Genomic DNA, 21,245 nt, shown 5'->3' with positions numbered 1-21,245 from the left:
TGCCTGCCCTGTGACGGGCACAACAAAGCGCTAGTTATTGGAATTGTAGGCCAGCCGATCCAGCGCAACTAACAGTTACGCAGACCTCTGGCCCCGGCTTGACCAGTGAACATCGGTATGCTGCGATCCGGTTTCCGGGGTGCCACGACGCTGTGGACTGGGCCCGACGAGCGGTGACTCTGTTGCCCCTTTACCTACGGCGACTACTTGGTGTCGTCTGCCTTAGGCGAGGATCCGGATGCTTTCCGTGCGGCGGTGGCAGCAGCTGATGTGTCCGTGGCAGACGTCGTGTCTTGAACGGTCTTCTCTGATGCGTCCCGCGGCCCGTCAACGTTGTCCGGATCACTGTGGTTATCAGGGAGATTATCACGTGAACCACTATCCGAGACAGATGCGTCCACATCATGACTGGTGACGCTCGTCACCGCTGAAGGCTCGCCGGAAGCGTTCTTTTCCGGCTCCCGCCCCGCCAAATAAGGGGTATCCGGCTCCGGCCGAGCCCGTCGACCCAACATCAGGAAGATGACCAGGGCCGCCACGAAAACGAAGATGCTGGTCCACACGTTGAGACGGGTGGTGATGCCAAAGAGCGTGATCTGCTCGGCGTCGTCGATGCGCAGTGCCTCGATCCAGACTCGACCCAGTGTGTAGTACATGGCGTAGAGCCAGAAGAGGCGGCCCCGACGGAACGAGAACTTCTTGTCCAGCAGCAAGAGTATGGCTACACCGGCAAGGTTCCAGAGCAGTTCGTAGAGGAACGTCGGATGGAACAGCGTGTCCGCTGCCATGCCTGGTGGAAAGTTTGCGTTGGACGGATCAATCTCAAGGCCCCACGGCAAGGTTGTGGGAGCGCCGAAGAGTTCCTGGTTGAACCAGTTTCCCAGCCGCCCGATGGCCTGGGCCAGGAGCAAGCCGGGCGCTGCCGCGTCCAGGAAGGAGGTCAGCTTAACACCGGCACGGCGGCACCCGATCCAGGCACCCACCACGCCAAGGACCACGGCACCCCAGATGCCCAGTCCCCCGCGCTGGATTTGCGGGATCAGCGAGAGGTCGCCCGTGCCGTCAAAGCCGGGCCCGAAGTAGGCGTCAGGCGAAGAAAATACGTGGTACAGACGGCCACCGATGATGCCGAACGGGATGGCCCAGATGGCGATATCCCACAGGCTGCCTTCCGGCGCACCGCGCTGCTTCCATCGCGCCGAGGTCAGCCACAGACCAACGATGATGCCCGCAAGGATGCAGAGGGCGTAGGCGTGAATGCGCAGAGTCCCCCACGGAAGCGGAATGTCGAAACCGGACCAGGACGGGCTCGGAATACTCAGGGGGACCATTGCCGCTGCGTGGAGGACGGTCTGCATGCGCTTCGCTGTTTCCTTTTCCTAGGCTTCTGCAGCGGCGCGGCCCAGGCCGGCGCTGAGGTTCTTGGTCAGTTGCCCGACGGCGTCCACGCCGCCATCGCGGAGGGCAGCCACCAGGGCGGTGCCAACGATGACTCCATCGGCGTAGGCGGCGATCTCACGGACGTGGTCGGGGTTGGAGACACCAAGACCCACACACACCCGTTGAGCACCTGCGGCGTGGGCGCGGGCCACGACGTCCTCGGCAGCACTGCTCACCGAAGTCCGCGCTCCGGTGACACCCATGATGGAGACGGCATACACAAAGCCACGACTGGCCTTGACGGTCATGTCGAGCCGCTCGGGGGTGGAGGAAGGAGCTACGAGGAACACCCGGTCCAATCCGTACTTGTCCGAAGCTTCCAACCATTCGCCGGCTTCGTCAGGCACAAGGTCGGGTGTGATGAGCCCCGCTCCCCCGGCTTCTGCCAGGCGACGGGAGAACTCGTCGACGCCCATGCGCATGACCGGGTTCCAGTACGTCATCACCAGCACGGCAGCATCGGTGGTTGCCGTGATCCCCGCAACCACGTCAAAAACGTCTGCTACGCGGAATCCGTTGGAGATGGCCTCCGTGGTGGCTGCCTGGATGACCGGACCGTCCATGACGGGGTCGGAGTACGGGATGCCGATTTCGATGAGGTCGGCGCCGTTGCGGGCCAGTGCGATGCCCGCTTCGATGCTTTCCTTCACCGTCGGGTACCCGGCGGGAAGGTAGCCCACCAAGGCGGCCCGGCCTTCGGCGCGGGCCTTGTCGATGGCGGCAGCAGACTTGCTGGCGGTTTGCTCGTTCATCAGTTCTGGTCCTCGTTCTCGTCCGCCGATGCTTCAGCCGCGCGCTCCGATGGCCCCTTGGGCTTGCGGGTGGACAGGGTGGTGCCCTTGACGTGCCCCTCATCATCGAGCATGTTGAACCAGGCCGCGGCGGTTTCCACGTCCTTGTCACCACGTCCGGACAGGTTCACGATCACCGTGACCTCGGACGGGTCGTCCTTGCCTTCGGTAAGGCGGTGGCCAATCTTGATGGCCCCGGCCAGGGCGTGCGAGGACTCAATGGCGGGGATGATGCCTTCGGTCCGGCACAGGAGGCTGAACGCATCCATGGCTTCAGTGTCCGTGACGGCCTCGTAGCTGACGCGTCCGATGTCCGCGAGGTAGGAGTGCTCGGGACCCACACTGGGGTAGTCCAGGCCAGCGGAAATCGAGTGTGACTCGATGGTCTGACCGTCCTCGTCCTGCATGAGGTATGAGCGCGCACCATGGAGCACACCGGGACGGCCCAGGGAGATGGCCGCTGCGTGCCGACCGGTTTCCACGCCCTCGCCACCGGCTTCAAAGCCGTAGATCTTCACCGAAGCGTCGTCCAGGAACGCGTGGAACAGGCCGATCGCGTTGGAACCGCCGCCAATGCACGCGCAGATGGCATCCGGGAGCTTACCGGTCTGCTCAAGGATCTGGCTTCGCGCTTCTTCGCCGATAACTTCGTGGAAGTAGCGGACCATGGCCGGGAACGGGTGCGCTCCGGCAGCGGTGCCCAGAAGGTAGTGGGTGTTCTCAACGTTGGAGACCCAGTCGCGGAGGGCGTCGTTGATAGCGTCCTTCAGAGTCTGGGAGCCGTTGGTGACCGGAACCACCGTTGCACCAAGCAGCTGCATCCTGGCAACGTTCAAGGCCTGGCGGCGGCAATCCTCGGCCCCCATGTAAACCACACACTCGAGCCCCAGCAGTGCCGCGGCCGTTGCACTGGCAACACCGTGCTGCCCGGCACCGGTCTCGGCGATGACGCGGGTCTTGCCCATGCGCTTGGCCAGGAGCGCCTGTCCCAGGACGTTGTTGATCTTGTGCGAACCGGTGTGGTTGAGGTCCTCGCGTTTGAGGAAGATGCGTGCTCCACCGGCGTGCGCCGAGAAGCGCTTGGCCTCCGTCAGCAGGGACGGCCGGCCGGAGTAGTTCTTGTTGAGGTCCTTCAGCTCGGCGATGAAATCGGGATCGGCCTTGGCTTTTTCGAAGGTGTCCTGCACTTCGTCCAACGCGGCGATGAGAGACTCGGGCATCCAGCGTCCGCCGTAGCTTCCGAAGTAGGGCCCCGATGCGTTGCGCAGCGAAGGGCCGCCTTGCAGGAATGCATCTGCAGCATTCTCTTCCGAGCCGGCTGTTGGCGCGTCGACCATCAGTCTCACCGTCCTGTTCCAGTTAGTTCTTTGGGTAGTTCCACGTGCCACAAGGCAGCCACGGGCATGAGCCCGGGCTGCCTTATGACAACTTGCCGTGATTCAGTGACTGCCTCAGTTCCTGACGGCGATGGCGGCAGCTCCAGCTGCCTTGAATTCAGTAATGCGCTCCCGCGGGGTGGAATCGCTGACCAGCGCTTCACCCACGAGGATGGCGTTGGCGCCACCTGCGGCGTAGTGCGCGACGTCATCGGTACCCCTGACTCCCGATTCGGCGACCACGACTGCCCCAGCGGGAATCAAGCCTGCCAGCGAACCGAAAACGGAGCGGTCGACGTCGAGCGTTTTGAGGTTCCGCACGTTGATGCCGATAATCCTGGCCTCCGCAGCGACAGCCCGCTCGATCTCTTCCTCGGTGTGCGTTTCCACCAGGACGTTCATGCCGAGCTCGTGGCTCAATTCGCTGAACCGGACCAACTCTTCGTCGGTCAAGGCGGCGACAATGAGCAGGATGAGGTCCGCGCCGTGGGCCCGGGCTTCCCAGATCTGGTACTCGTCAACCGTGAAATCCTTGCGGAGCAATGGCGTTTCGACGGCGGCACGTACGGCATCAAGGTCTGCCAGCGAACCGCCGAAACGGCGCTGTTCGGTGAGCACGCTGATCACTGAGGCACCACCGTCGGCGTACTGCACGGCCAGTGAGGCGGGATCGGCGATGGAGGCAAGATCACCCTTTGAAGGACTGCGGCGCTTGATTTCGGCGATGACCTTCAGTTCACTGCGGTCAGAGGCAGAGCCCCCCAACGCAGCCCAGGCATCACGCGCAGGCGCAGCTGCGGCGGCGCGTTCCTTCAGCTCCTCGAGGGACACAAGAGCGCGGCGTGCTTCCAGGTCCTCCTTGACGCCAACGATGATGTCATCAAGAACGGTCACGATTAGTGGCCGTTGTTCTGCAGCTTGCTGCCGCCCACTCCGTAGCCCGCCTTGCGCATTACCAGGCCAACGATGAGGCCGATAACCATAACAACCAGGCCACCAACGAAAATGGGGGTGCTGGCGATGACGAAAGCAATGGAGGAAATCAAGGCGCCAACCAGCATCACAATCACGCAGGTCCAGGCAGCCGGGCTGTTTCCGTGACCGATGGCATCAGAGTGGCTGGCCATGGTGGATTCAGCTTGGTTTGCGGACACTGTGGTTTTGCTCATGTGAAATCTCCTCAGGATGAATACTGCTTACATTCTGCCATTTATTGACGTCGGCCGGGGACATCGTCCGACTCGTGGGGCAACGCTGGCGCAACGTCGCACCGAAACTTTGCTGTCGTTCGTCTACGTGGGGTCCTCGCCGCGTGACAAGCTGTCCCAGCTGTCTATCTCGTCCACCGGCTCGCCGTCCTGCCTGCCCCTGGAACCGGCGTCGTACTTGGTCCGGGTTTTCCAGTAGCGCCCTGCCAACGGCAACACCACAGCGCACAAACCCAACAACGCGCCGGCCACTATGGCCACCACCGGAAAGGCTGTTGCAGCCACGCCCGCCTGCCCACCGGCAACACCCGTCGCCGCAGCGATGGAACCTTGCGCGGCACCCAGTGGATCCGCGAGCACCGTGGCGGCGGCAAGGATGATCCCGGCGGCGGACAAGGCAATAATCACAGCAATGATCCACCGTGCCACCCTGCCGGCGATCGACGCCGCCAAGCCACCGGCCAAAGCCACAAGTGCCAGTGCTGTGACCGCGGTGGCAGCTTTGTTCCCGGGCACGTCGAGGTTGCTGTTGGACACCCCCGTGGGATCCAGCTCCACCTCGATCCAGGTCTGCGTGGTGGTTCCGAAGACGGCCAACGCAAGTACGACGGCGGCGAGGACCAGCGTCGACTTGCGGGCCCAGCGGGGCGAGGCCTTCACGGGAGACGATGCGGCTGCGTCGGCGCTCACGGGGCGGGCGTCCCGCCGTCGGACGTTCCGTCCTGGGCTGAATCCACCGCAATGTTCTGCAGCGAGCCGGCGGTGTGCACGGCGCGCAGCGGAGCAGCGGCCTTGTTCACTGTTTCCAGGGCCTCGGAAGGCTTGTGCGAGTCTGCGACGATTCCGCCTCCGGCCTGAACATAGGCACGGCCTTCGCGGAGGAGGGCCGAACGGATGGCGATGGCCATGTCCATGTCCCCTGCGAAGTCCAGGTAGCCCACCACGCCGCCGTAAATTCCGCGACGGTGGGGCTCCAGCTCATCCAGGAGCCGGAGTGCGCGGGGCTTGGGGGCCCCGGACAAGGTGCCCGCCGGGAAGGTGGCCTTGAGGACGTCGTAAGCCTTCGCGTGGGGAGCGAGCTCGCCCACCACCGTGGACACCAGGTGCATGATGTGGCTGAAGCGCTCAACTTCCATGAACTGGGTGACGTCGACTGTTCCGGCGACGCAGACCTTGGAGAGGTCGTTGCGGGACAGGTCCACCAGCATCAGGTGTTCGGCGCGTTCCTTCTGGTCCGCCAGCAGCTCTGTCGCGAGGGCCTTGTCCGCTTCCACGGTCTTCCCACGCGGACGGGAACCGGCGATGGGGTGCGTAATGACTTCATTACCGGTCACCGTTACCAGCGCTTCCGGAGAAGATCCCACAATCGAGTACTCGCGGCCGTCCGCATCCTCCAGGCTGAAGAGGTACATGTACGGGCTGGGGTTGGTGTTGCGCAGAACGCGGTAAACATCCAAGGGATCAGCGGCGCACTCCATCTCGAAGCGCCGCGAGATCACCACTTGGAAAACCTCACCGTCCACGATCGCTTCCTTGCCGCGATCGATGGCCTCCAGGTACTTGGCTTCCTCCCAGCGTTCCTGCACGCTGGAGGCAAAGTCCAAGGCTGCCGTGTCAAGCACGGACACAGGTTGGGGCACCGGCGTGCTGATCTGCTCCAGGAGTCCCTTCACCCGGGCCACAGCGTCGTGCCAGGCCTCGTCCACACGTTCGGTGCTGTCATCGAAGTTGATGGCGTTGGCAATCAAGAGGACCGTACCGTCGACGTTATCGTGGACGGCCATGTCAGTGACAAGGTTCAGCGCCATTTCGGGCAACTGCAGGTCATCCTCGGGCGGGGAGGTCAAGCGCTCCCAGTGACGAACGGATTCCCAGCCAAGGAAACCCACCAAGCCGGAGGTGAAGGGAGGCAGGCCCTCGAAGCGGTCGGTCTGCAACGCGGAGATCGTGTCGCGGACGGCCTCGACGGGGTTGCCGGAAACGGGCACGCCCACCGGCGGTTCGCCGATCCAGTGCGCCTGACCGTCCTTGGTGGTCAGTGTGGCGCGGGACTTTGAACCGATGAAGGAGTAGCGTGACCAGGCGCCCCCAACGGCCGCTGACTCCAGGAGGAAGGTACCCGGCTGTCCCTTGGCCAGCTTCCGATAAAGCCCGATCGGGGTCTCGGCGTCGGCCAGGACTTTCAGTCGGACGGGGATGACACGGCTGTGGACGGCGAGTTCCCGGAACTCTTCCAGGCCCGGGCTGATGATTCCAAGGTCCTGCATGGCTATTGTTCTCCGCCTTTTGGTCTGAGGTGGTGCGTCAGTGGAAAGTGCTGGGTGCCTTTAGTCGCGGTGACCCGTAACGACGGTGAAGTCGCGACCATCGAAGCAGGTCCGGGTTCCGGTGTGGCAGGCTGCGCCGATCTGGTCCACGCGGATCAGGAGGGCGTCGCCGTCGCAGTCCAGGGCGACTGACTTCACGAACTGTACGTGTCCGGAAGTGTCGCCCTTGCGCCAGTACTCCTGGCGGGAGCGGGAGTAGAACGTGACGCGCCCGGTGGTCATGGTGCGGTGGAGTGCCTCGTCATCCATCCACCCCAGCATCAGGACCTCGTTGGTGTCATGCTGTTGCACAATCGCGGCCACAAGGCCCGCGGAATCGCGCTTGAGGGCGTCCGCGATCTCCTGCGGCAACGGACCCGTGGGGTCGCTGGAAGGCTTCACGGCGGGAGAGGGGCTGGGGGCGGACTGCTCTGACATCAGATCAAGTCTAGTGCCTTTGCCGGGACTGGCTGTTCTGCGGCGGTTCCACTGCGCAAGTGCGCGCCGATCGTGCTAGTTTCACAAGTGATGCATTTCGTCGATCCCTCCCGAGAAGTACTGGCCGAAACCCTGCTGGCGGCCGGACCTGACTCCCCCACGCTCTGTGAAGGGTGGCGGACACGGGACCTTGCCGCGCACTTGTACCTGCGCGAGCGGAAATTCGCCGTAGGCGTCGGATTGCTGATCCCCCGCCTTGGTAAGGCGTCAGAGAAAGCCACCTCCAAACTGGCCTCCCAGTTGAAGACCACGGACGACTACGCAGACCTCGTCAAGACCTTCCGCTCGGGCCCGCCGGCTTTCTCCCCCTTGAAGATCAAGGCGCTGGACGAGACCTCAAACCTCATCGAGTTCTTCGTACACACCGAGGACATCCGCCGTGCCGGCGACCGCTGGGCGCCCCGTGCACTGGACGAAGCATATTCGGATGCCCTCTGGAACGACCTCATCAAGCGCGCGGCGTTCCTGTACCGCGGCGTGGACCTTGGCATCGTGTTGGTCAGGCCGACCGGGCCGCGACACGTTGCCAAGCGCGCACCCGTTTCGGTGGCCATCGTTGGCGAGCCGGGCGAGTTGCTGATGCACGCCCATGGACGCACCAACCAGGCATTGGTCACCTTCGAAGGCCAGCCGGACGCCGTCGCGCTTTTGCAGTCAGCGGACATCGGACTTTAACAAGCAACGCGGGGTCACTTATGGCCCATCCCGGAGGGGATTATGGGCCATAGGTGACTCCGCGTTGGACGTTTACGGCGGGAATCAGCGGACTTCGAAGCCCGCCTCGCGGATGGCGCTCTTGACCTGCGAAATCATGTCGTCCGGACCAAAGTGGAACACCGACGCGGCAAGCACGGCGTCGGCACCTGCCTGGACGGCCGGCGGGAAGTGCTCAGGCGCTCCCGCTCCGCCGGAGGCGATGATCGGGATGTTGACCGCTGCACGGACCAGGCGGATGAGTTCAAGGTCGAAGCCATCCTTGGTGCCATCGGCGTCGATGGAGTTCAGCAGGATCTCCCCGACTCCCCTGTCTGCGGCTTCCTTGGCCCAGGCAATGGCGTCGATTCCGGTACCGGTGCGGCCGCCGTGCGTCGTGACTTCAAAACCGGACGACGTCGGGACGTCACCTTCCCGGGTACGGCGCGCATCGACGGAGAGCACCAGAACCTGGGAGCCGAAGTGCCGGGTGATCTCGTCAATAACGTCAGGCCTGGCAACAGCGGCCGTGTTGATGGAGGCCTTGTCTGCACCAAAGCGCAGGAGTTTGTCCACCTCGGCTACGCCACGGACGCCTCCGCCAACCGTGAGGGGAATGAACACTTCCTCTGCGGTGCGGCGAACGACGTCGAACGTGGTTTCGCGGTTGCCTGAGGACGCCGTGACGTCCAGGAACGTCAGTTCATCGGCCCCGCCATTGTCGTAGCGGTGGGCAAGTTCCACGGGGTCCCCGGCGTCGCGAAGGCCTTCAAAGTTGACGCCCTTGACGACGCGGCCGGCGTCCACATCCAGGCATGGAATGACGCGTACGGCTACAGCCATGTGCTGCTCCTCAGTTTCTGCTGGCTCTACTCGATCAGTGCGCGGGTCAGATGCGGCAGGCGTCAGATCCGGCAGGCGTGGATGCTGCTGACCAGGATGGCGCGGGCGCCAAGGTCGTACAGTTCATCCATAATGCGGTTGGTTTCCTTCTTGGGAACCATGGAACGCACTGCGACCCATTCGGAATCGCGCAGCGGAGACACCGTAGGCGACTCAAGACCGGGGGTCAGCGCTGCGGCGTCTTCCACAAGGTCCTTGCGGATGTCGTAGTCCATCAGCACGTACTGCCGTGCCACCAGAACGCCCTGAAGGCGGCGGATGAGGATGTCAATCTCCTTGGCCGTCCCGTTTGCCGCGCCACCGGAGCCCGAACGCCGGATCAGCACAGCTTCGGACTTAAGGATGGGGTCGCCGAAGATTTCCATGCCGGCGGCCTTGAGCGTGTTGCCGGTTTCCACCACGTCAGCGATGGCGTCCGCAACACCGAGGCGGACAGAGGACTCGACGGCGCCGTCGAGGCGAACCACCTTGGCATTGACGCCGCGCTCGGCCAGGTAATCGCGAAGCAGACCGTCGTAGCTTGTGGCCAGGCGCTTGCCTTCAAGCTGTTCGACGCCGGTGAAGTCGCCAACAGGGCCGGCGAAGCGGAAGGTCGAAGGCGCAAAGCCAAGGGGAAGCAACTCTTCGGCTTCGACCTTGGCGTCAAGCAGGAGGTCCCTGCCGGTGATGCCGACATCCAGGGTTCCCTGGCCTACATACACAGCAATGTCACGCGGACGGAGGAAGAAGAACTCGATGTCGTTGTCAGGATCAACCATTACCAGTTCGCGGGAGTCGCGGCGCTGGCGGTATCCGGCCTCAGAGAGCATTGCTGAGGCGGCTTCGGACAGGGATCCCTTGTTGGGGACTGCTACACGGAGCATCGGGGAGACTTTCTGTTTGGAATGGAGGTTCAGGCACATCGGCCACGCGGCTGGCTCCGCCGGCGGGCATGCGGAGTGGCGTGGCTAGAGATGCTTGTAAACGTCTTCCAGGCTGAGGCCCTTGGCAAGCATGAGGACCTGCAGGTGGTACAGGAGCTGGGAGATTTCCTCAGCAGCAGCCTCATCCGATTCATACTCCGCGGCCATCCAGACTTCAGCGGCCTCCTCGACCACCTTTTTGCCGATTCCGTGGATTCCGGAGTCCAGCTCGGCTACCGTGCGCGAGCCTGCCGGGCGGGTCGCTGCTTTCTCACTCAGTTCTGCGAACAGCGTCTCGAAATTCTTCACGCCCTCCAGACTACTTGCTCCTGGGCCGACGCCGCTCGTTGGGGCGTTGCATGACGAAGGGGATGTGAGTGAACACACACCCACATCCCCTTCGTACAGGGTTAGTTGAAGCAGTACCCGCTTAGCTGAAGTGCTTGAGCGTCACTGCGGTAGCCAGGGCAGCCGTGACTGCCTCGTGGCCCTTGTCTTCCTGGGAACCGGGCAGACCGGCCCGGTCAAGGCCCTGTTGTTCGGTATCGCAGGTCAGTACACCGAAGCCCACCGGCACGCCGGTGCGGACACTGACATCCGTAAGTCCCGACGTCGCGGCCTGGCAAACGTAGTCGAAGTGCGGCGTTCCGCCGCGGATGACGACGCCCAAGGCCACGACGGCGTCAAAGTGCGGCGCCAGCCTGGCAGCGGCAACCGGAAGCTCGAAGCTGCCCGGAACCCGCAACAGCGTAGGTTCCACTATGCCTGCTTCCTTGGCCGCGCGCAGGGCGCCGTCAACCAGGCCGTCCATGATCTGGGTGTGCCAGCTTGCCGCCACGATGGCGAGCCTAAGCTGCGAGGTTTCCTCAGGATTGAGGGTAGTGAGGTCGATGGTGGGCGCGCCGTGTCCGCTCATGTGTGCTGTGGATCCGTTCAGTCTTGGTTGCTGTCAAAGGTCGTGGGTGAAGCCGTTTTCTTGCCGTTGCTGACCTGCTCTACCTCGAGAGTCAGCCGGTGGTCCATCCGGTCCTTCTTGGTCTGAAGGTACCGGAGGTTCTGTTCCCGTGATGGCACCTCAGTGGGAACCATCTCGACAACAGTCACCCCTGCCTTGTCCAGACGGTGCTGCTTGTCGGGGTTGTTACTCAACAGACGGACTTCGTGGAGTCCCATCTCGGCGAGGATCTGTCCGGCCGCATCGTAAGAGCGCGCGTCAACGGGCAGGCCAAGTTGCTCGTTGGCCTCGACGGTATCGAACCCGGCTTCCTGCAGGGCGTAGGCCTTGATTTTGTTGGCCAGCCCGATCCCGCGGCCTTCCTGCCCACGCAGGTAAAGAAGCGTTCCGCCTTCCTTGTGGATGAGTTCCAGCGCGAAAGCAAGCTGTTCACCGCAATCGCAGCGGTAGGAACCAAACACATCGCCTGTCAGGCATTCCGAGTGCAGGCGTACCAATGGAGCCTGGCCACCCCGGGGCGGGTTCGGAGAGCTGACAGCGAGGTGTTCAACTCCCGTGACATGGTCCGTCCAGGCCTGCGCTACGAAGTCGCCAAAAGCCGTTGGCAGCTGGACGATCGGTCCGCCGCTCACCGGGTGCGGCCCGGGGACCGCGTGCTCACTGCTGTGTGTTGTCGAAGCGGTCATCGCTACTCCTCGTCTACCCGATGCGCCGCCTGGGAATCTACCGCCTCAACATATGACACCAGGTCCTCGATGGAGATGAGGGGGCATCCATGTTCGGCGGCAAACCCGCGCAGGCTGTCCAAGCGCATCATTTCACCGTCGTCATGTACCAACTCTGCGATCACACCCACCGGGGCGAGCCCGGCCAGACGACACAAGTCCACGGCAGCTTCCGTGTGTCCCGGACGTTCTCGTACTCCCCCCTTAACGGCCCGCAGCGGAAATATATGCCCAGGACGGGTGAGTGACGCCGGAGTACTGCCGGGATCTGCCAGGATCCGTGCCGTCAAGGCCCGGTCCGTGGCGGAAATACCCGTACTGACTCCTATCGCAGCGTCACAGGAAACAGTATAGGCAGTACCCTTAGCATCTTGGTTTATTTCCACCATGGGAGGCAGGATCAGGGCGTCGGCCCGCTCACCTTCCAGGGGGACGCAGATGACCCCGGAGGAATACCGGATGGTCCAACCCATAAGGGCGGGCGTGGCATGCTCAGCGGCAAAAATGATGTCGCCTTCGTTTTCCCTGTCCTCGTTGTCCACCACAATGACGGCCTTCCCAGCCGCCATGGCGGCGATGGCCGACTCAACGGAATCGAGTCCAGGCCGCTGCGCCGCTGTTGGTTCCGGCTTGGTGGTCGCGCTCATCGGGTGCCTCCCTGCGGGGCGAACGACAAAAGGCGCTCGGTGTATTTCGCCAGGACATCCACTTCCAGGTTGACGCGGCCGCCTACGGCCTTCGCCCCCAGACCGGTCTCTTCCAGCGTGGTGGGAATGAGCCCGACCTCGAACCACGGTTCCGCTTCGGACGCCGCGCTGACGGCGGTCACGGTCAGCGAAACACCGTCGACGGCGATCGATCCCTTCTCGGCGATGTAGCGTGCCAGCGGGGCCGGTACGCCGAAGCGCAGTCGGTCCCAGTTGCCCAGCGCTTCGCGTTCGAGCAGCTCACCAACGCCATCCACGTGGCCCTGGACGACGTGGCCATCCAAGCGACCACCGGCGGGAACACAACGCTCAAGGTTCACGGTGTCCCCAGCTGCCAGGGCCCCGATAGTGGTACGGGTCAGGGTTTCACCCATGACGTCCACGCTGAAATCCTGGCCGTCGATGCTGGTGGCCGTCAGGCATACACCGTTCACCGCGATGGAGCCACCCAGAGGCAGGTCTGCCGAGGTAGTTGGTGCCTTCAAGCGCAGCGTGGCGCTGGCCTCGCCGTCGTGTTCAATCCCAAGGACGGTGCCTTGTTCTGCAACTATTCCAGTAAACATCAGTGTCCTCCTGTGACATATTCCGCAGCTCCACTGTGTGAGACCATGCCCGTCTGCGGAATCGAACTCTTGGTGGGGTTGGCAATGCGTCCGGTGGGTCGAAGATGCAGCCGAAGGTCATTGCCCAGCGTGCGGACGGACCCTCCTGAGGCCTCGTCCCACGCCCAGTGCTGGGCATCGGCGAGGGTGCCGATACCCAAATCATTCAAGGCCGGTGTGCCGGATCCGAGCAGGGTCGGCGCCAGGTACACGATCAGCTCGTCCACCAAGCCGGCAGCAAGGAAAGTGCTCAGGATGCTCGAACCCCCTTCGACCATCACATGGCGGACACCTTCCTCAAAAAGCATCCCCAGCGCCTCCGCAGGGTACCTGGTTGGCAAATGCCGGAAGCGTCCGTCCGTACCGCGCACGGCCGCTTCCTCCGGGACCTCCCTCAGGCCCATGACTGCCCTGATGGGCTGGCGCTGGGCAAGTTCGCCGTCACGGGAGCGGGCCGTCAATCGCGGGTTGTCGATGAGCACCGTTCCTGTCCCTACCAGGATCGCGTCGATGAGCCGCCGCAACCCGTGGTTGTCGTCCAGCGACTCCGCGCTGGAGATCCATTGGCTGGTGCCGTCTACCGCGGCAATCCGACTGTCCAGGGTCTGGGCAATGTGCAAGGTGACGAAAGGGCGCTTGGCGGCAACGGCGTCGAACCACTCCCGGTTCAGGTCAAGCGAATCTTCCTGGCTGAGCCCGGAAGTGACCTCAATGCCCGCTGCGCGCAGGGTCTTGGCACCGCCGGCGGCCGGATCGTGGGGATCGTCGACGGCGTAAATCACCTTGGAGATACCGGCCGCGATGATTGCCTGGGCACAGGGACCTGTACGGCCTACATGGTTGCAAGGCTCGAGGGTGACCACCATGGTGGTGCCCTTGATGTCGATTCCCTGGCGCCGGGCCTCGGAGATCGCGTCGGCCTCCGCATGGGGAGTCCCTGCACCGCGATGGTATCCCGTGGCCAGCTGCTCGCCTTCAGGACTGAGAATGACGGCCCCGACCAACGGATTCGCCCCCCGGGGGCCCTCCAGAGCCGCCGCCAGCGCCGCATCCATGGCCGCCTTTTCGGCTGGAGCAAATGCGTCGTGCCCTGTCATCGGATAGCTCCTGCGGCAACGGGAACAGCCTGAACGGCGCCGCGCTCACGCTTGTCAGCACGCCACCAAACAAAGAACCCGGCCAACGTAAAGAATCCGTAAAAGAGATACATGACAGCACTGGCGTAATAACCGGCGCTGAAGAGCAAAGGCACTCCGACAATGTCCACGGCCACCCAGATCAGCCAGAATTCGGTCCAACCTCGCGCCATGCCGTAAGTAGCCAGGAGCGAGCCCATGAAGGTCCAGGCATCGGCCCACACCGGCGGATAAGAGCCCAAAGAGTCAAACAAGGGCGTGAGGGCCGCGGTTCCGGCGATCATTGCGCCGATCAACGCCAGGCGCACCTTGTTGGAAGCCCAACCGGGGATCACCGCACGGCCCTGAGTGTTGGTTTGCCGGCCCTGCTGCCACCGGTACCAGCCATAGACTGCCACAGCGATGAACATGATTTGCCGTCCGGCCTGCCCCCACAGGGTGGCCGGTGCAGCGGCGCCAAAGACGTTGCCGAGGAAAACGGTAAGCAAGAGAATGTTGCCGACTATGCCGACCGGCCAGGCCCAGACTTTCCGGCGCATTCCGCCGAGGGCGCTGAGCAACCCAAAGATGTTTCCAAGCACTTCGCGTAAGACAAGAGCAGATCCTCCAACGGGGATCTGTGCTTCGAAGAGCCATCGCAGAAAGTCCATGCCGTTCCTTCCCAGTAAGCCGCGATGACTCCGGGGGTGTACGACAGCGCAATGCCGGGCGTTCGCTGAAGGAACGCCCACGGCATGACTGTACGTGCTTCTCCCATCCAGACTTTAACTGTCGGTACCGGAATTCCACCGGTTCAACCGTCTGCCACCGGAATCCTGATCACTCAGGGCACCAATGGCTCGCGGGTCGCGGACTATGACCGCCGGTTCGGACTTACACCGACCCCGGAGCACGTATGTGTGTTGTTATTGTGCCACAACTACGAAGATGGCCAGGGTATTCCCGGCTATCTTCGTAACATCCGGTGGGCCCCGTCAGGCCGTTGCTGTGGCGGCTTGTCCTGCAGCCCGCAGGCGCTCGATCGCTGCAGCGGGGTCCTCGTGGCCATAGACCGCCGAGCCCGCTACGAAGACGTTGGCGCCAGCTTCTGCAGCCCTGACGATGGTTTCCTCCGTGATCCCCCCATCGACCTGGATCGCCACGCCAATGCCGGAGCCTTCAATTGCCGCCCGGGCCCGCCGGATCTTGGGCAACGTGATGTCGAGGAAGGATTGCCCGCCGAAACCGGGTTCAACGGTCATGATCAAGAGCATGTCCAGTTCGCTGAGCATGTCCAGGTACGGCTCCACCGGCGTGGCCGGCCGCAAGGCCATACCAGCCTTGGACCCCCGTGCACGCAGTTCGCGGGCCAGCTTGACCGGTGCCATCGCCGCTTCGGCGTGGAACGTCACGGACGCGACGCCGGCGTCTGCGTAGGCAGGCGCCCAGCGGTCGGCGTCGGAAATCATCAAGTGCGCGTCCAGCGGAACCGGGCTGACCGCCTGTATCCGCTGCACCACGGGCAATCCGAGAGTCAGGTTGGGCACGAAGTGGTTGTCCATGACGTCCACATGGACCGCATCGGCGTTGCTGATGCGCTGCAACTCTGCCTCAAGGTTGACGAAGTCCGCAGACAGGATGCTCGGGTTGATACAGCACTGAGACAAGGCAGCCCCTTCGGGTCGGTTTGGGTCGTGGTGTGACCGCAGCGGGGTTTCCGCTGCGGCCAAAACGTGCAACTACGGCTTCTTGCGGATGATGGCCATGAACATCGCATCTGTCTGGTGGATGTGCGGCCACAGCTGGGCAGTGTGCTCGTGGCCTGCGCCAAGGTTGCCCGTGAGGCTGACATGGTCAAGAGCCTGTCCGGAGTCGAGCAATTCGAGGTCCGCGCGCTTGCCCAGCACATCGCTGACCACTGCGGTGGTCTCCGCCGGGTGGGGTGAACACGTCACGTAGGCCACGACGCCGCCAGGCTTGACCGCGTCGATCGCGGAATTCAGGAGTTCACGCTGGAGTGGCCCGAGGTCTCCGATGTCCTTGGGCGAACGCCGCCAGCGCGACTCGGGTCGCCTGCGCAGGGCGCCCAGGCCACTGCACGGAACGTCTACGAGGACACGGTCGAACGATTCGCGGTGCTCGTTGCCCACTTCGCGTCCGTCACCTGTCCGCACGGTCCAGGTTTCTTCCGGGACAGCCGAGAGGGCCTGCTGAACCAGCTTGGCACGGTGTGGTGCAGGCTCGTTGGCCAGGAGCGTTGCGCCATCGCGGTGAGCCAAGGCGGCCAGGAGCGCTGCCTTGCCGCCAGGACCGGCACAAAGGTCCAGCCACTTCTCGCCTTGGGAGGGACGTTCCCCCAACTCGACGCCGGCCAATGCGCGGGCGACGAGTTGGGACCCGACGTCCTGGACACGGGTGGTGCCGCGCCGGACCGATTCGAAGCGGCCAAGGTCACCGCCTGCCGAAAGCGCCGATCCTTCCACCAGCTCACCGGGGGTCGCACCGTTATCCAAGGCCTCATCGAGGTCGCCCAGTCCAGGCAACGCCACAAGGTTCACGACGGGGGCGGCATTGTCGGCTTCAAGCAGGGCATCGATTTCGCTCTTGGGACGCCCGTGGTTCACCAGTGATTGTCGCAGTGCGCGAACAATCCATTCCGGGTGGGCATGGCGCAGGGCGGCGATTTTGGTCTCATCCGTCTCCTGGTCCAACAGGATGTCCAGCCACTGGTCCATGGTGTGGGCAGTGACCTTACGGAGGACAGCGTTGATGAGGGCTGACGGGCCGGCCCCGATCACTGCCCTGGCCAAACCAACAGTCTGGTCCAAGGCAGCATGCGCAGGAACACGCATCGACAACAGCTGGTGCGCGCCGATCCGGAGGGCATCGAGGATTGCAGGATCCAGCTGGTTCAGGGGCCGGTCCACGCAGCGGGCCAGGATGGCGTCGTAGGTGCCCTGGCCGCGGAGGGCCCCGTAGCTCAACTCGGTGGCGAACCCGGCATCGCGCCGATCAAGGCGGTGCTCCCGGATCCGTGCGGGAAGGACCAGGTTGGCGTAGGCGTCTTCGGAAGCAACAGCGCGGAGAACCTCGAAGGCGACCAGACGGGCGGGGTCCGCCCGGCGGGTGCGCTGCGACGGAGCGTTGTTGGTGAAGCCCCGCTGGGGTCCCCGGTTCCGCTCCCTGCCTTGGGCGTTGCGGCGGCTTCCGCCCTGCGCACCGCGGTTTCCCTGCCCGCGGTTACCTTCCCCACGGTTGCCTTGCCCGCCGCCATCCCGGCTGCCGCTGTTGTTCGGGCCTCGGCGGCCGGACTCACTCATTCGAATACCACTCTCTCAGGTGCTGCCAGGCCGCGGGCCCAATCGGCCGACGACATCATCTTCTTGCCGGCCGGCTGGATACGGCCCAGTTCAACTGCATGGGAACCTGTTCCCACCAAAACAAATTTGCCATCCACCCGGATGGTGCCCGGTGCCAGGTCTTTGACCTCCGGCCTCAGCGCCACAGACTCCAGTTTGACCCGCTGTCCGTCCAGGGTGGTCCAAGCACCGGGCTCGGGAGTAACGCCCCTGGCCTGGCGGTTTAGCGCGAGAGCGGGCTTTTGCCAGTCCAAGCGTCCGTCCTCCAGGGTGAGTTTGGGCGCAAGCGACACTTCGCCTGCCTGCGGTTGAGGCGATGCTTTCCCGGACTCGATAGCGGAGAGTGTTTGGCTCAGGAGCACCGCGCCGCTGAGGGAGAGCCGCTCCAGCAGGTCCCCTGCGGTGTCTTCCGGGCGGACTGCCTCAGTGAGCGTTCCGAAAACGGGCCCGGTGTCCAGGCCTTCCTCCAGCTGGAACGTCGCGGCCCCTGTGATGTCGTCGCCGGCCATGAGCGAGCGTTGGACAGGTGCAGCCCCGCGCCAGGCCGGAAGCAGGGAAAAGTGAAGGTTGACCCAACCGTGCTTGGGAACATCCAAAGCTGCCCGGGGCACTATTCCTCCGTAAGCCACGATGGCCGCCACCTCGGGCGCGTATTCGGCGATGCGTGCCGTGGTGCCGGCGTCCACCTTGGCCGCACGGATAATGTCGATGCCCAACTCCTCCGCCCGCGCCGCCGCCGGCGAAGGCGTCATGACGCGCTTGCGTCCCAACGGAGCGTCCGGCCGGGTCAGGACGGCTACGACGTCGAAACCTGCCTCAACCAAGGCGTCCAATGACGGAACAGCTACGGCGGGGGTGCCGGCAAAGAGCACCCTCACTCGGGAACTCCGAAGCTGCCGCCGCCGAAGCTGGACCCCACCGTGTTGGCACGCTTGGACGTGGTCTGCTCAGTGATGGCATGGTAGTTGGCGTTCCGGATGGCGCGCAGTGCGGCCTTGCGGTCCTCGCCCTCCAGCCTGTCTGTGTAAAGCACGCCGTCGAGGTGATCTGTTTCATGCTGGAAGCACCGGGCGAGCATGCCTTCGGCTTCGATGGAGACAGGGTTGCCATTCATATCGACGCCGGTTGCACGGGTGGCCCTGTAGCGGCGCACGGGGAATCCGAGGCCTGGAATGGAGAGGCAGCCCTCTACTTCATCGGGTTGGAAATCCTCGCTGTTTTCCAGGACGGGGTTGATGATGTGGCCCTCCACCCCCCCAATGCGGTAGGTGAAGACCCGCTGGCTGACCCCCACCTGTGGTGCGGCGAGTCCTGCACCGTCCACATCCTCCATGGTTTCTGTCATGTCGGCGACCAGCTTGGCGAGCTCCGGACCGAAGTCGGTGACAGGGTCAGCTACGGTGCGCAGCACCGGATCCCCGATGATTCGGATACTCAAAATTGCCATGCGTTGCCTGTCCTCACGATCGTCAAACCAAGGTCCGTGTGTTGCGGAGCCTAAGCCAGTTTAGTTGAGGCCATGGCGTTGACAGAGGCCATGGCGCCGCCTCCGTTGATCGAGGCAGGAGCTGCGGCAGCGAATACCGGTGGGGCAACAGGTAACAGTGCTGGTCCCGCTGCCGTGACGTCCGCCGACATTTCCCACACCCGTCGAAGGGCGCAGAACTTCCACCAGTGATGCTTGAGGATCTCAGGATTGGCGCGCATGGGCCTGACCTCGGTCTCTCCAATGGCAACAGCCAGAAGCATGGGGTTGTCCCCATACCTCCACGGCTCCCACTCACCCGAGACGGGATCCACCAGGCTTTCCTCGGCCTTCATGCCGGCCGTGAGCTGCATGACCACCTTGTCGTCGAGGGCCTTCACCGTTCCGTCCCGCGTGGTGCCCTTCGTTTTGTAGTCAATGAGGCAGATCCGGCCATTGATTCTTGCGACGAGATCCAGTGTGCCCGCGTAGCCCACCGTGTTGTTCCAGACGGTGATTTCCGGCGCCAGGGGCTCCACCCGGTACAGCTCCCACCATTCATCGAAGCGTGCAGCGAACGCCTGCTCACCGTTGGCGGCGAGTTCTTCCCTGCATTCCTGCATGCGGTGCGGTCGCCCCAGGGCCCGCAAGGCAACCTGCTCGCAATATGTGTGGACACGGTCGCCGCGGGCAGCCGCCGCGTCCCGGTATAGCTCAGCTGCCTTGGAAGCCTTATTGACGGCTTGCCTTACTCTTGCGGGGCTTCCAAGAATCGCGGGAAGCTCCGGATCCGCGGCCAGACTGCTGGCGCCCATGTAGCTGAACCAACCGTCCAAGGCATGCGCCTGCTGACCGATCACTGTAGTGATGGAGGGCACCGAGAATTGCTCTGTAGTGGAGCGGGCGTACATCCGGCCGTAGTCAGTAGCGTGGGCAAGCAGTGGAGCAGTCATATAAAGACTGTGTCATACAGGGCCGACAGAATTCTCCGGCGGAAAGATCATTTCGAGCTGCTCCGGCGCCAGCCGGGCCAGCTTGCCGGCAAGTATCGGGGCCGTGCGGGCAAGTTCGCCCCACGGCAACTCCGGTTCCGGCAATGTGCCTGGCCGCTCTGATTCTTCTTCTCCGTACACATAGGAGGTGTGCCTACCGGCCGGGATTCGTGACGGAAAAGCGGCTCCGGTCGTGAATAAAACCCATGCGGCATGAAAAAACCCCGTTTGGACTGATCCAATCAGTCCAAACGGGGTTCCCGGTGGGCGATACTGGGTTCGAACCAGTGACCTCTTCGGTGTGAACGAAGCGCGCTACCACTGCGCCAATCGCCCGGGTGCATAGAAAACACTAACGGACCCCGGCCGGATTGCAAAACGGGACGGTAAGTCCCGAAAAACCACGAACTACACAGCTGGAATTACAACCATGAAACTTCCCCGAATCCGCGTAAATTCAACGATCCAGGGGCCGCGGCACCCAAAAGGACGCAACCGATTTGGAGAATGCAGGAACCTCCTATAGAGTTTTTACTCGTCGGAAAGCGACGGAATGCCTGCCGGGCAGGCCGTCGGAACCGCACTGCGGACGTAGCTCAGCTGGTAGAGCACCACCTTGCCAAGGTGGATGTCGCGAGTTCGAATCTCGTCGTCCGCTCGCAAGGCACTGTCAAGGCAAGAATTCCCCGGAATCCTGCTTACACGGTGGGTTGGCCGAGAGGCGAGGCAGCGGCCTGCAAAGCCGTATACACGGGTTCGAATCCCGTACCCACCTCGGTGAAAACCATGCCTTCCAGCTTTAGCTGGATGCATGGGCGATTGGCGCAGCGGTAGCGCGCTTCCCTGACACGGAAGAGGTCACTGGTTCGATCCCAGTATCGCCCACAGAACAAGGCAACTTGTTTGTTGTTGAACGCCGTAACCATCCGGCAGGCAACATGTGCGGACGTAGCTCAGCTGGTAGAGCACCACCTTGCCAAGGTGGATGTCGCGAGTTCGAATCTCGTCGTCCGCTCTCCTTATTGCAAGGACCCGGAAACGGGCGATTGGCGCAGCGGTAGCGCGCTTCCCTGACACGGAAGAGGTCACTGGTTCGATCCCAGTATCGCCCACCAGAACAAGGCAACTTGTTTGTTGTTGAACGCCGTAACCATCCGGCAGGCAACATGTGCGGACGTAGCTCAGCTGGTAGAGCACCACCTTGCCAA

General features: G+C 63.3%; 23 protein-coding genes, 6 tRNA genes and 1 riboswitch. Of the genes, 6 read left to right on the top strand and 23 right to left on the bottom strand.

Annotated features, from left to right (window positions below; translation table 11 throughout):
• Window positions 1-203 precede the first annotated feature (203 nt).
• The 8 genes from lgt to hisI form a co-directional block, all read right to left on the bottom strand.
• Window positions 204-1,358, bottom strand: coding sequence for a prolipoprotein diacylglyceryl transferase (gene lgt / locus ACFUOZ_RS01135; protein WP_377543803.1), 1,155 nt, complete (start codon window positions 1,356-1,358; stop codon window positions 204-206).
• 21 nt (window positions 1,359-1,379) lie between these two features.
• Window positions 1,380-2,192: a tryptophan synthase subunit alpha gene (gene trpA / locus ACFUOZ_RS01130; protein WP_377543800.1), complete on the bottom strand. Its 813-nt coding sequence runs from the start codon at window positions 2,190-2,192 to the stop codon at window positions 1,380-1,382.
• Window positions 2,192-3,568 carry a tryptophan synthase subunit beta gene (gene trpB / locus ACFUOZ_RS01125; RefSeq protein WP_377543797.1) on the bottom strand — a complete coding sequence of 459 codons (1,377 nt, stop codon included), beginning with the start codon at window positions 3,566-3,568 and terminating at the stop codon, window positions 2,192-2,194. The genes trpA and trpB overlap by 1 nt, the downstream gene beginning before the upstream one ends.
• 114 nt (window positions 3,569-3,682) lie before the next feature.
• On the bottom strand, window positions 3,683-4,501 hold the full coding sequence (trpC, locus tag ACFUOZ_RS01120) for an indole-3-glycerol phosphate synthase TrpC (RefSeq protein ID WP_377543795.1): 819 nt from the start codon (window positions 4,499-4,501) through the stop codon (window positions 3,683-3,685).
• 2 nt (window positions 4,502-4,503) lie between these two features.
• Window positions 4,504-4,776 carry an HGxxPAAW family protein gene (locus ACFUOZ_RS01115; RefSeq protein ID WP_377543793.1) on the bottom strand — a complete coding sequence of 91 codons (273 nt, stop codon included), beginning with the start codon at window positions 4,774-4,776 and terminating at the stop codon, window positions 4,504-4,506.
• A 123-nt stretch (window positions 4,777-4,899) separates the two neighbouring features.
• Entirely contained in the window at window positions 4,900-5,505 is a 606-nt protein-coding gene (locus ACFUOZ_RS01110) for a Trp biosynthesis-associated membrane protein (RefSeq protein ID WP_377543790.1), read from the bottom strand.
• Complete coding sequence (locus tag ACFUOZ_RS01105; RefSeq protein WP_377543788.1) at window positions 5,502-7,082, bottom strand: anthranilate synthase component I; 1,581 nt, start codon at window positions 7,080-7,082, stop codon at window positions 5,502-5,504. Before ACFUOZ_RS01105 ends, ACFUOZ_RS01110 begins: the two co-directional genes overlap by 4 nt.
• A gap of 60 nt (window positions 7,083-7,142) precedes the next feature.
• The gene (gene hisI, locus ACFUOZ_RS01100) at window positions 7,143-7,559 is read right to left on the bottom strand and encodes a phosphoribosyl-AMP cyclohydrolase (protein WP_377543785.1); all 417 of its coding nucleotides are present in this window, start codon (window positions 7,557-7,559) and stop codon (window positions 7,143-7,145) included.
• A 90-nt stretch (window positions 7,560-7,649) separates the two neighbouring features.
• Between hisI and ACFUOZ_RS01095 the strand changes: the two genes are divergently transcribed.
• Complete coding sequence (locus ACFUOZ_RS01095) at window positions 7,650-8,294, top strand: TIGR03085 family metal-binding protein (protein WP_144658592.1); 645 nt, start codon at window positions 7,650-7,652, stop codon at window positions 8,292-8,294.
• Between the two features lie 84 nt (window positions 8,295-8,378).
• Here the strand turns inward: ACFUOZ_RS01095 and hisF are convergent, their stop codons facing one another.
• The 15 genes from hisF to ACFUOZ_RS01020 form a co-directional block, all read right to left on the bottom strand.
• On the bottom strand, window positions 8,379-9,155 hold the full coding sequence (gene hisF, locus ACFUOZ_RS01090; protein ID WP_377543783.1) for an imidazole glycerol phosphate synthase subunit HisF: 777 nt from the start codon (window positions 9,153-9,155) through the stop codon (window positions 8,379-8,381).
• Between the two features lie 62 nt (window positions 9,156-9,217).
• Window positions 9,218-10,078 (bottom strand): ATP phosphoribosyltransferase, encoded by an 861-nt coding sequence (gene hisG, locus ACFUOZ_RS01085; RefSeq protein WP_144658590.1) that lies wholly within the window; start codon window positions 10,076-10,078, stop codon window positions 9,218-9,220.
• Window positions 10,079-10,162: 84 nt separating this feature from the next.
• Window positions 10,163-10,426, bottom strand: coding sequence for a phosphoribosyl-ATP diphosphatase (locus tag ACFUOZ_RS01080; RefSeq protein WP_018778638.1), 264 nt, complete (start codon window positions 10,424-10,426; stop codon window positions 10,163-10,165).
• A gap of 121 nt (window positions 10,427-10,547) precedes the next feature.
• Entirely contained in the window at window positions 10,548-11,033 is a 486-nt protein-coding gene (gene ribH, locus ACFUOZ_RS01075) for a 6,7-dimethyl-8-ribityllumazine synthase (RefSeq protein WP_377543780.1), read from the bottom strand.
• A gap of 17 nt (window positions 11,034-11,050) precedes the next feature.
• Window positions 11,051-11,758: a GTP cyclohydrolase II gene (gene ribA, locus ACFUOZ_RS01070; RefSeq protein WP_377543778.1), complete on the bottom strand. Its 708-nt coding sequence runs from the start codon at window positions 11,756-11,758 to the stop codon at window positions 11,051-11,053.
• 2 nt (window positions 11,759-11,760) lie between these two features.
• On the bottom strand, window positions 11,761-12,444 hold the full coding sequence (gene ribB, locus ACFUOZ_RS01065; protein WP_377543776.1) for a 3,4-dihydroxy-2-butanone-4-phosphate synthase: 684 nt from the start codon (window positions 12,442-12,444) through the stop codon (window positions 11,761-11,763).
• Window positions 12,441-13,067, bottom strand: coding sequence for a riboflavin synthase (locus tag ACFUOZ_RS01060; protein WP_377543774.1), 627 nt, complete (start codon window positions 13,065-13,067; stop codon window positions 12,441-12,443). The genes ribB and ACFUOZ_RS01060 overlap by 4 nt, the downstream gene beginning before the upstream one ends.
• Window positions 13,067-14,203 (bottom strand): bifunctional diaminohydroxyphosphoribosylaminopyrimidine deaminase/5-amino-6-(5-phosphoribosylamino)uracil reductase RibD, encoded by a 1,137-nt coding sequence (gene ribD, locus ACFUOZ_RS01055; RefSeq protein ID WP_377543772.1) that lies wholly within the window; start codon window positions 14,201-14,203, stop codon window positions 13,067-13,069. The genes ACFUOZ_RS01060 and ribD overlap by 1 nt, the downstream gene beginning before the upstream one ends.
• Window positions 14,200-14,892, bottom strand: coding sequence for a nicotinamide riboside transporter PnuC (pnuC, locus tag ACFUOZ_RS01050; protein ID WP_377543770.1), 693 nt, complete (start codon window positions 14,890-14,892; stop codon window positions 14,200-14,202). The genes ribD and pnuC overlap by 4 nt, the downstream gene beginning before the upstream one ends.
• 90 nt (window positions 14,893-14,982) lie before the next feature.
• Window positions 14,983-15,139, bottom strand: a riboswitch (FMN riboswitch).
• A 77-nt stretch (window positions 15,140-15,216) separates the two neighbouring features.
• Entirely contained in the window at window positions 15,217-15,888 is a 672-nt protein-coding gene (gene rpe, locus ACFUOZ_RS01045) for a ribulose-phosphate 3-epimerase (protein ID WP_377543768.1), read from the bottom strand.
• Between the two features lie 72 nt (window positions 15,889-15,960).
• A complete protein-coding gene (locus ACFUOZ_RS01040; protein WP_377543766.1) occupies window positions 15,961-17,541 on the bottom strand; it encodes an RsmB/NOP family class I SAM-dependent RNA methyltransferase in 1,581 nt (526 codons plus the stop codon).
• Window positions 17,538-18,458 (bottom strand): methionyl-tRNA formyltransferase, encoded by a 921-nt coding sequence (gene fmt / locus ACFUOZ_RS01035; protein WP_377543764.1) that lies wholly within the window; start codon window positions 18,456-18,458, stop codon window positions 17,538-17,540. The genes ACFUOZ_RS01040 and fmt overlap by 4 nt, the downstream gene beginning before the upstream one ends.
• Complete coding sequence (gene def, locus ACFUOZ_RS01030; RefSeq protein WP_377543762.1) at window positions 18,455-19,027, bottom strand: peptide deformylase; 573 nt, start codon at window positions 19,025-19,027, stop codon at window positions 18,455-18,457. The genes fmt and def overlap by 4 nt, the downstream gene beginning before the upstream one ends.
• 50 nt (window positions 19,028-19,077) lie before the next feature.
• Window positions 19,078-19,998, bottom strand: a complete 921-nt coding sequence (locus tag ACFUOZ_RS01025; protein ID WP_377543759.1) for a cytochrome — start codon at window positions 19,996-19,998, stop codon at window positions 19,078-19,080.
• Between the two features lie 303 nt (window positions 19,999-20,301).
• Window positions 20,302-20,373 (bottom strand) — tRNA-Val (locus tag ACFUOZ_RS01020).
• Window positions 20,374-20,622: 249 nt separating this feature from the next.
• Here ACFUOZ_RS01020 and ACFUOZ_RS01015 point away from each other — a divergent pair.
• The 5 genes from ACFUOZ_RS01015 to ACFUOZ_RS00995 all read left to right on the top strand — a co-directional run bounded on the left by ACFUOZ_RS01015 (window position 20,623) and on the right by ACFUOZ_RS00995 (window position 21,152).
• A tRNA-Gly gene (locus ACFUOZ_RS01015) sits at window positions 20,623-20,695 on the top strand.
• A gap of 46 nt (window positions 20,696-20,741) precedes the next feature.
• Window positions 20,742-20,812, top strand: a tRNA-Cys gene (locus ACFUOZ_RS01010).
• Window positions 20,813-20,850: 38 nt separating this feature from the next.
• Window positions 20,851-20,922 (top strand) — tRNA-Val (locus tag ACFUOZ_RS01005).
• A gap of 57 nt (window positions 20,923-20,979) precedes the next feature.
• A tRNA-Gly gene (locus ACFUOZ_RS01000) sits at window positions 20,980-21,052 on the top strand.
• Between the two features lie 25 nt (window positions 21,053-21,077).
• A tRNA-Val gene (locus ACFUOZ_RS00995) sits at window positions 21,078-21,152 on the top strand.
• Window positions 21,153-21,245: the final 93 nt, after the last annotated feature.

The organism is Paenarthrobacter sp. NPDC057355 (genome assembly GCF_042667405.1).
In the GTDB taxonomy this organism is placed as follows: Bacteria; Actinomycetota; Actinomycetes; order Actinomycetales; family Micrococcaceae; genus Arthrobacter.
The sequence above is the reverse complement of the archived record's forward strand: the minus strand, read 5'-3'. Positions and strand labels throughout refer to the sequence as shown.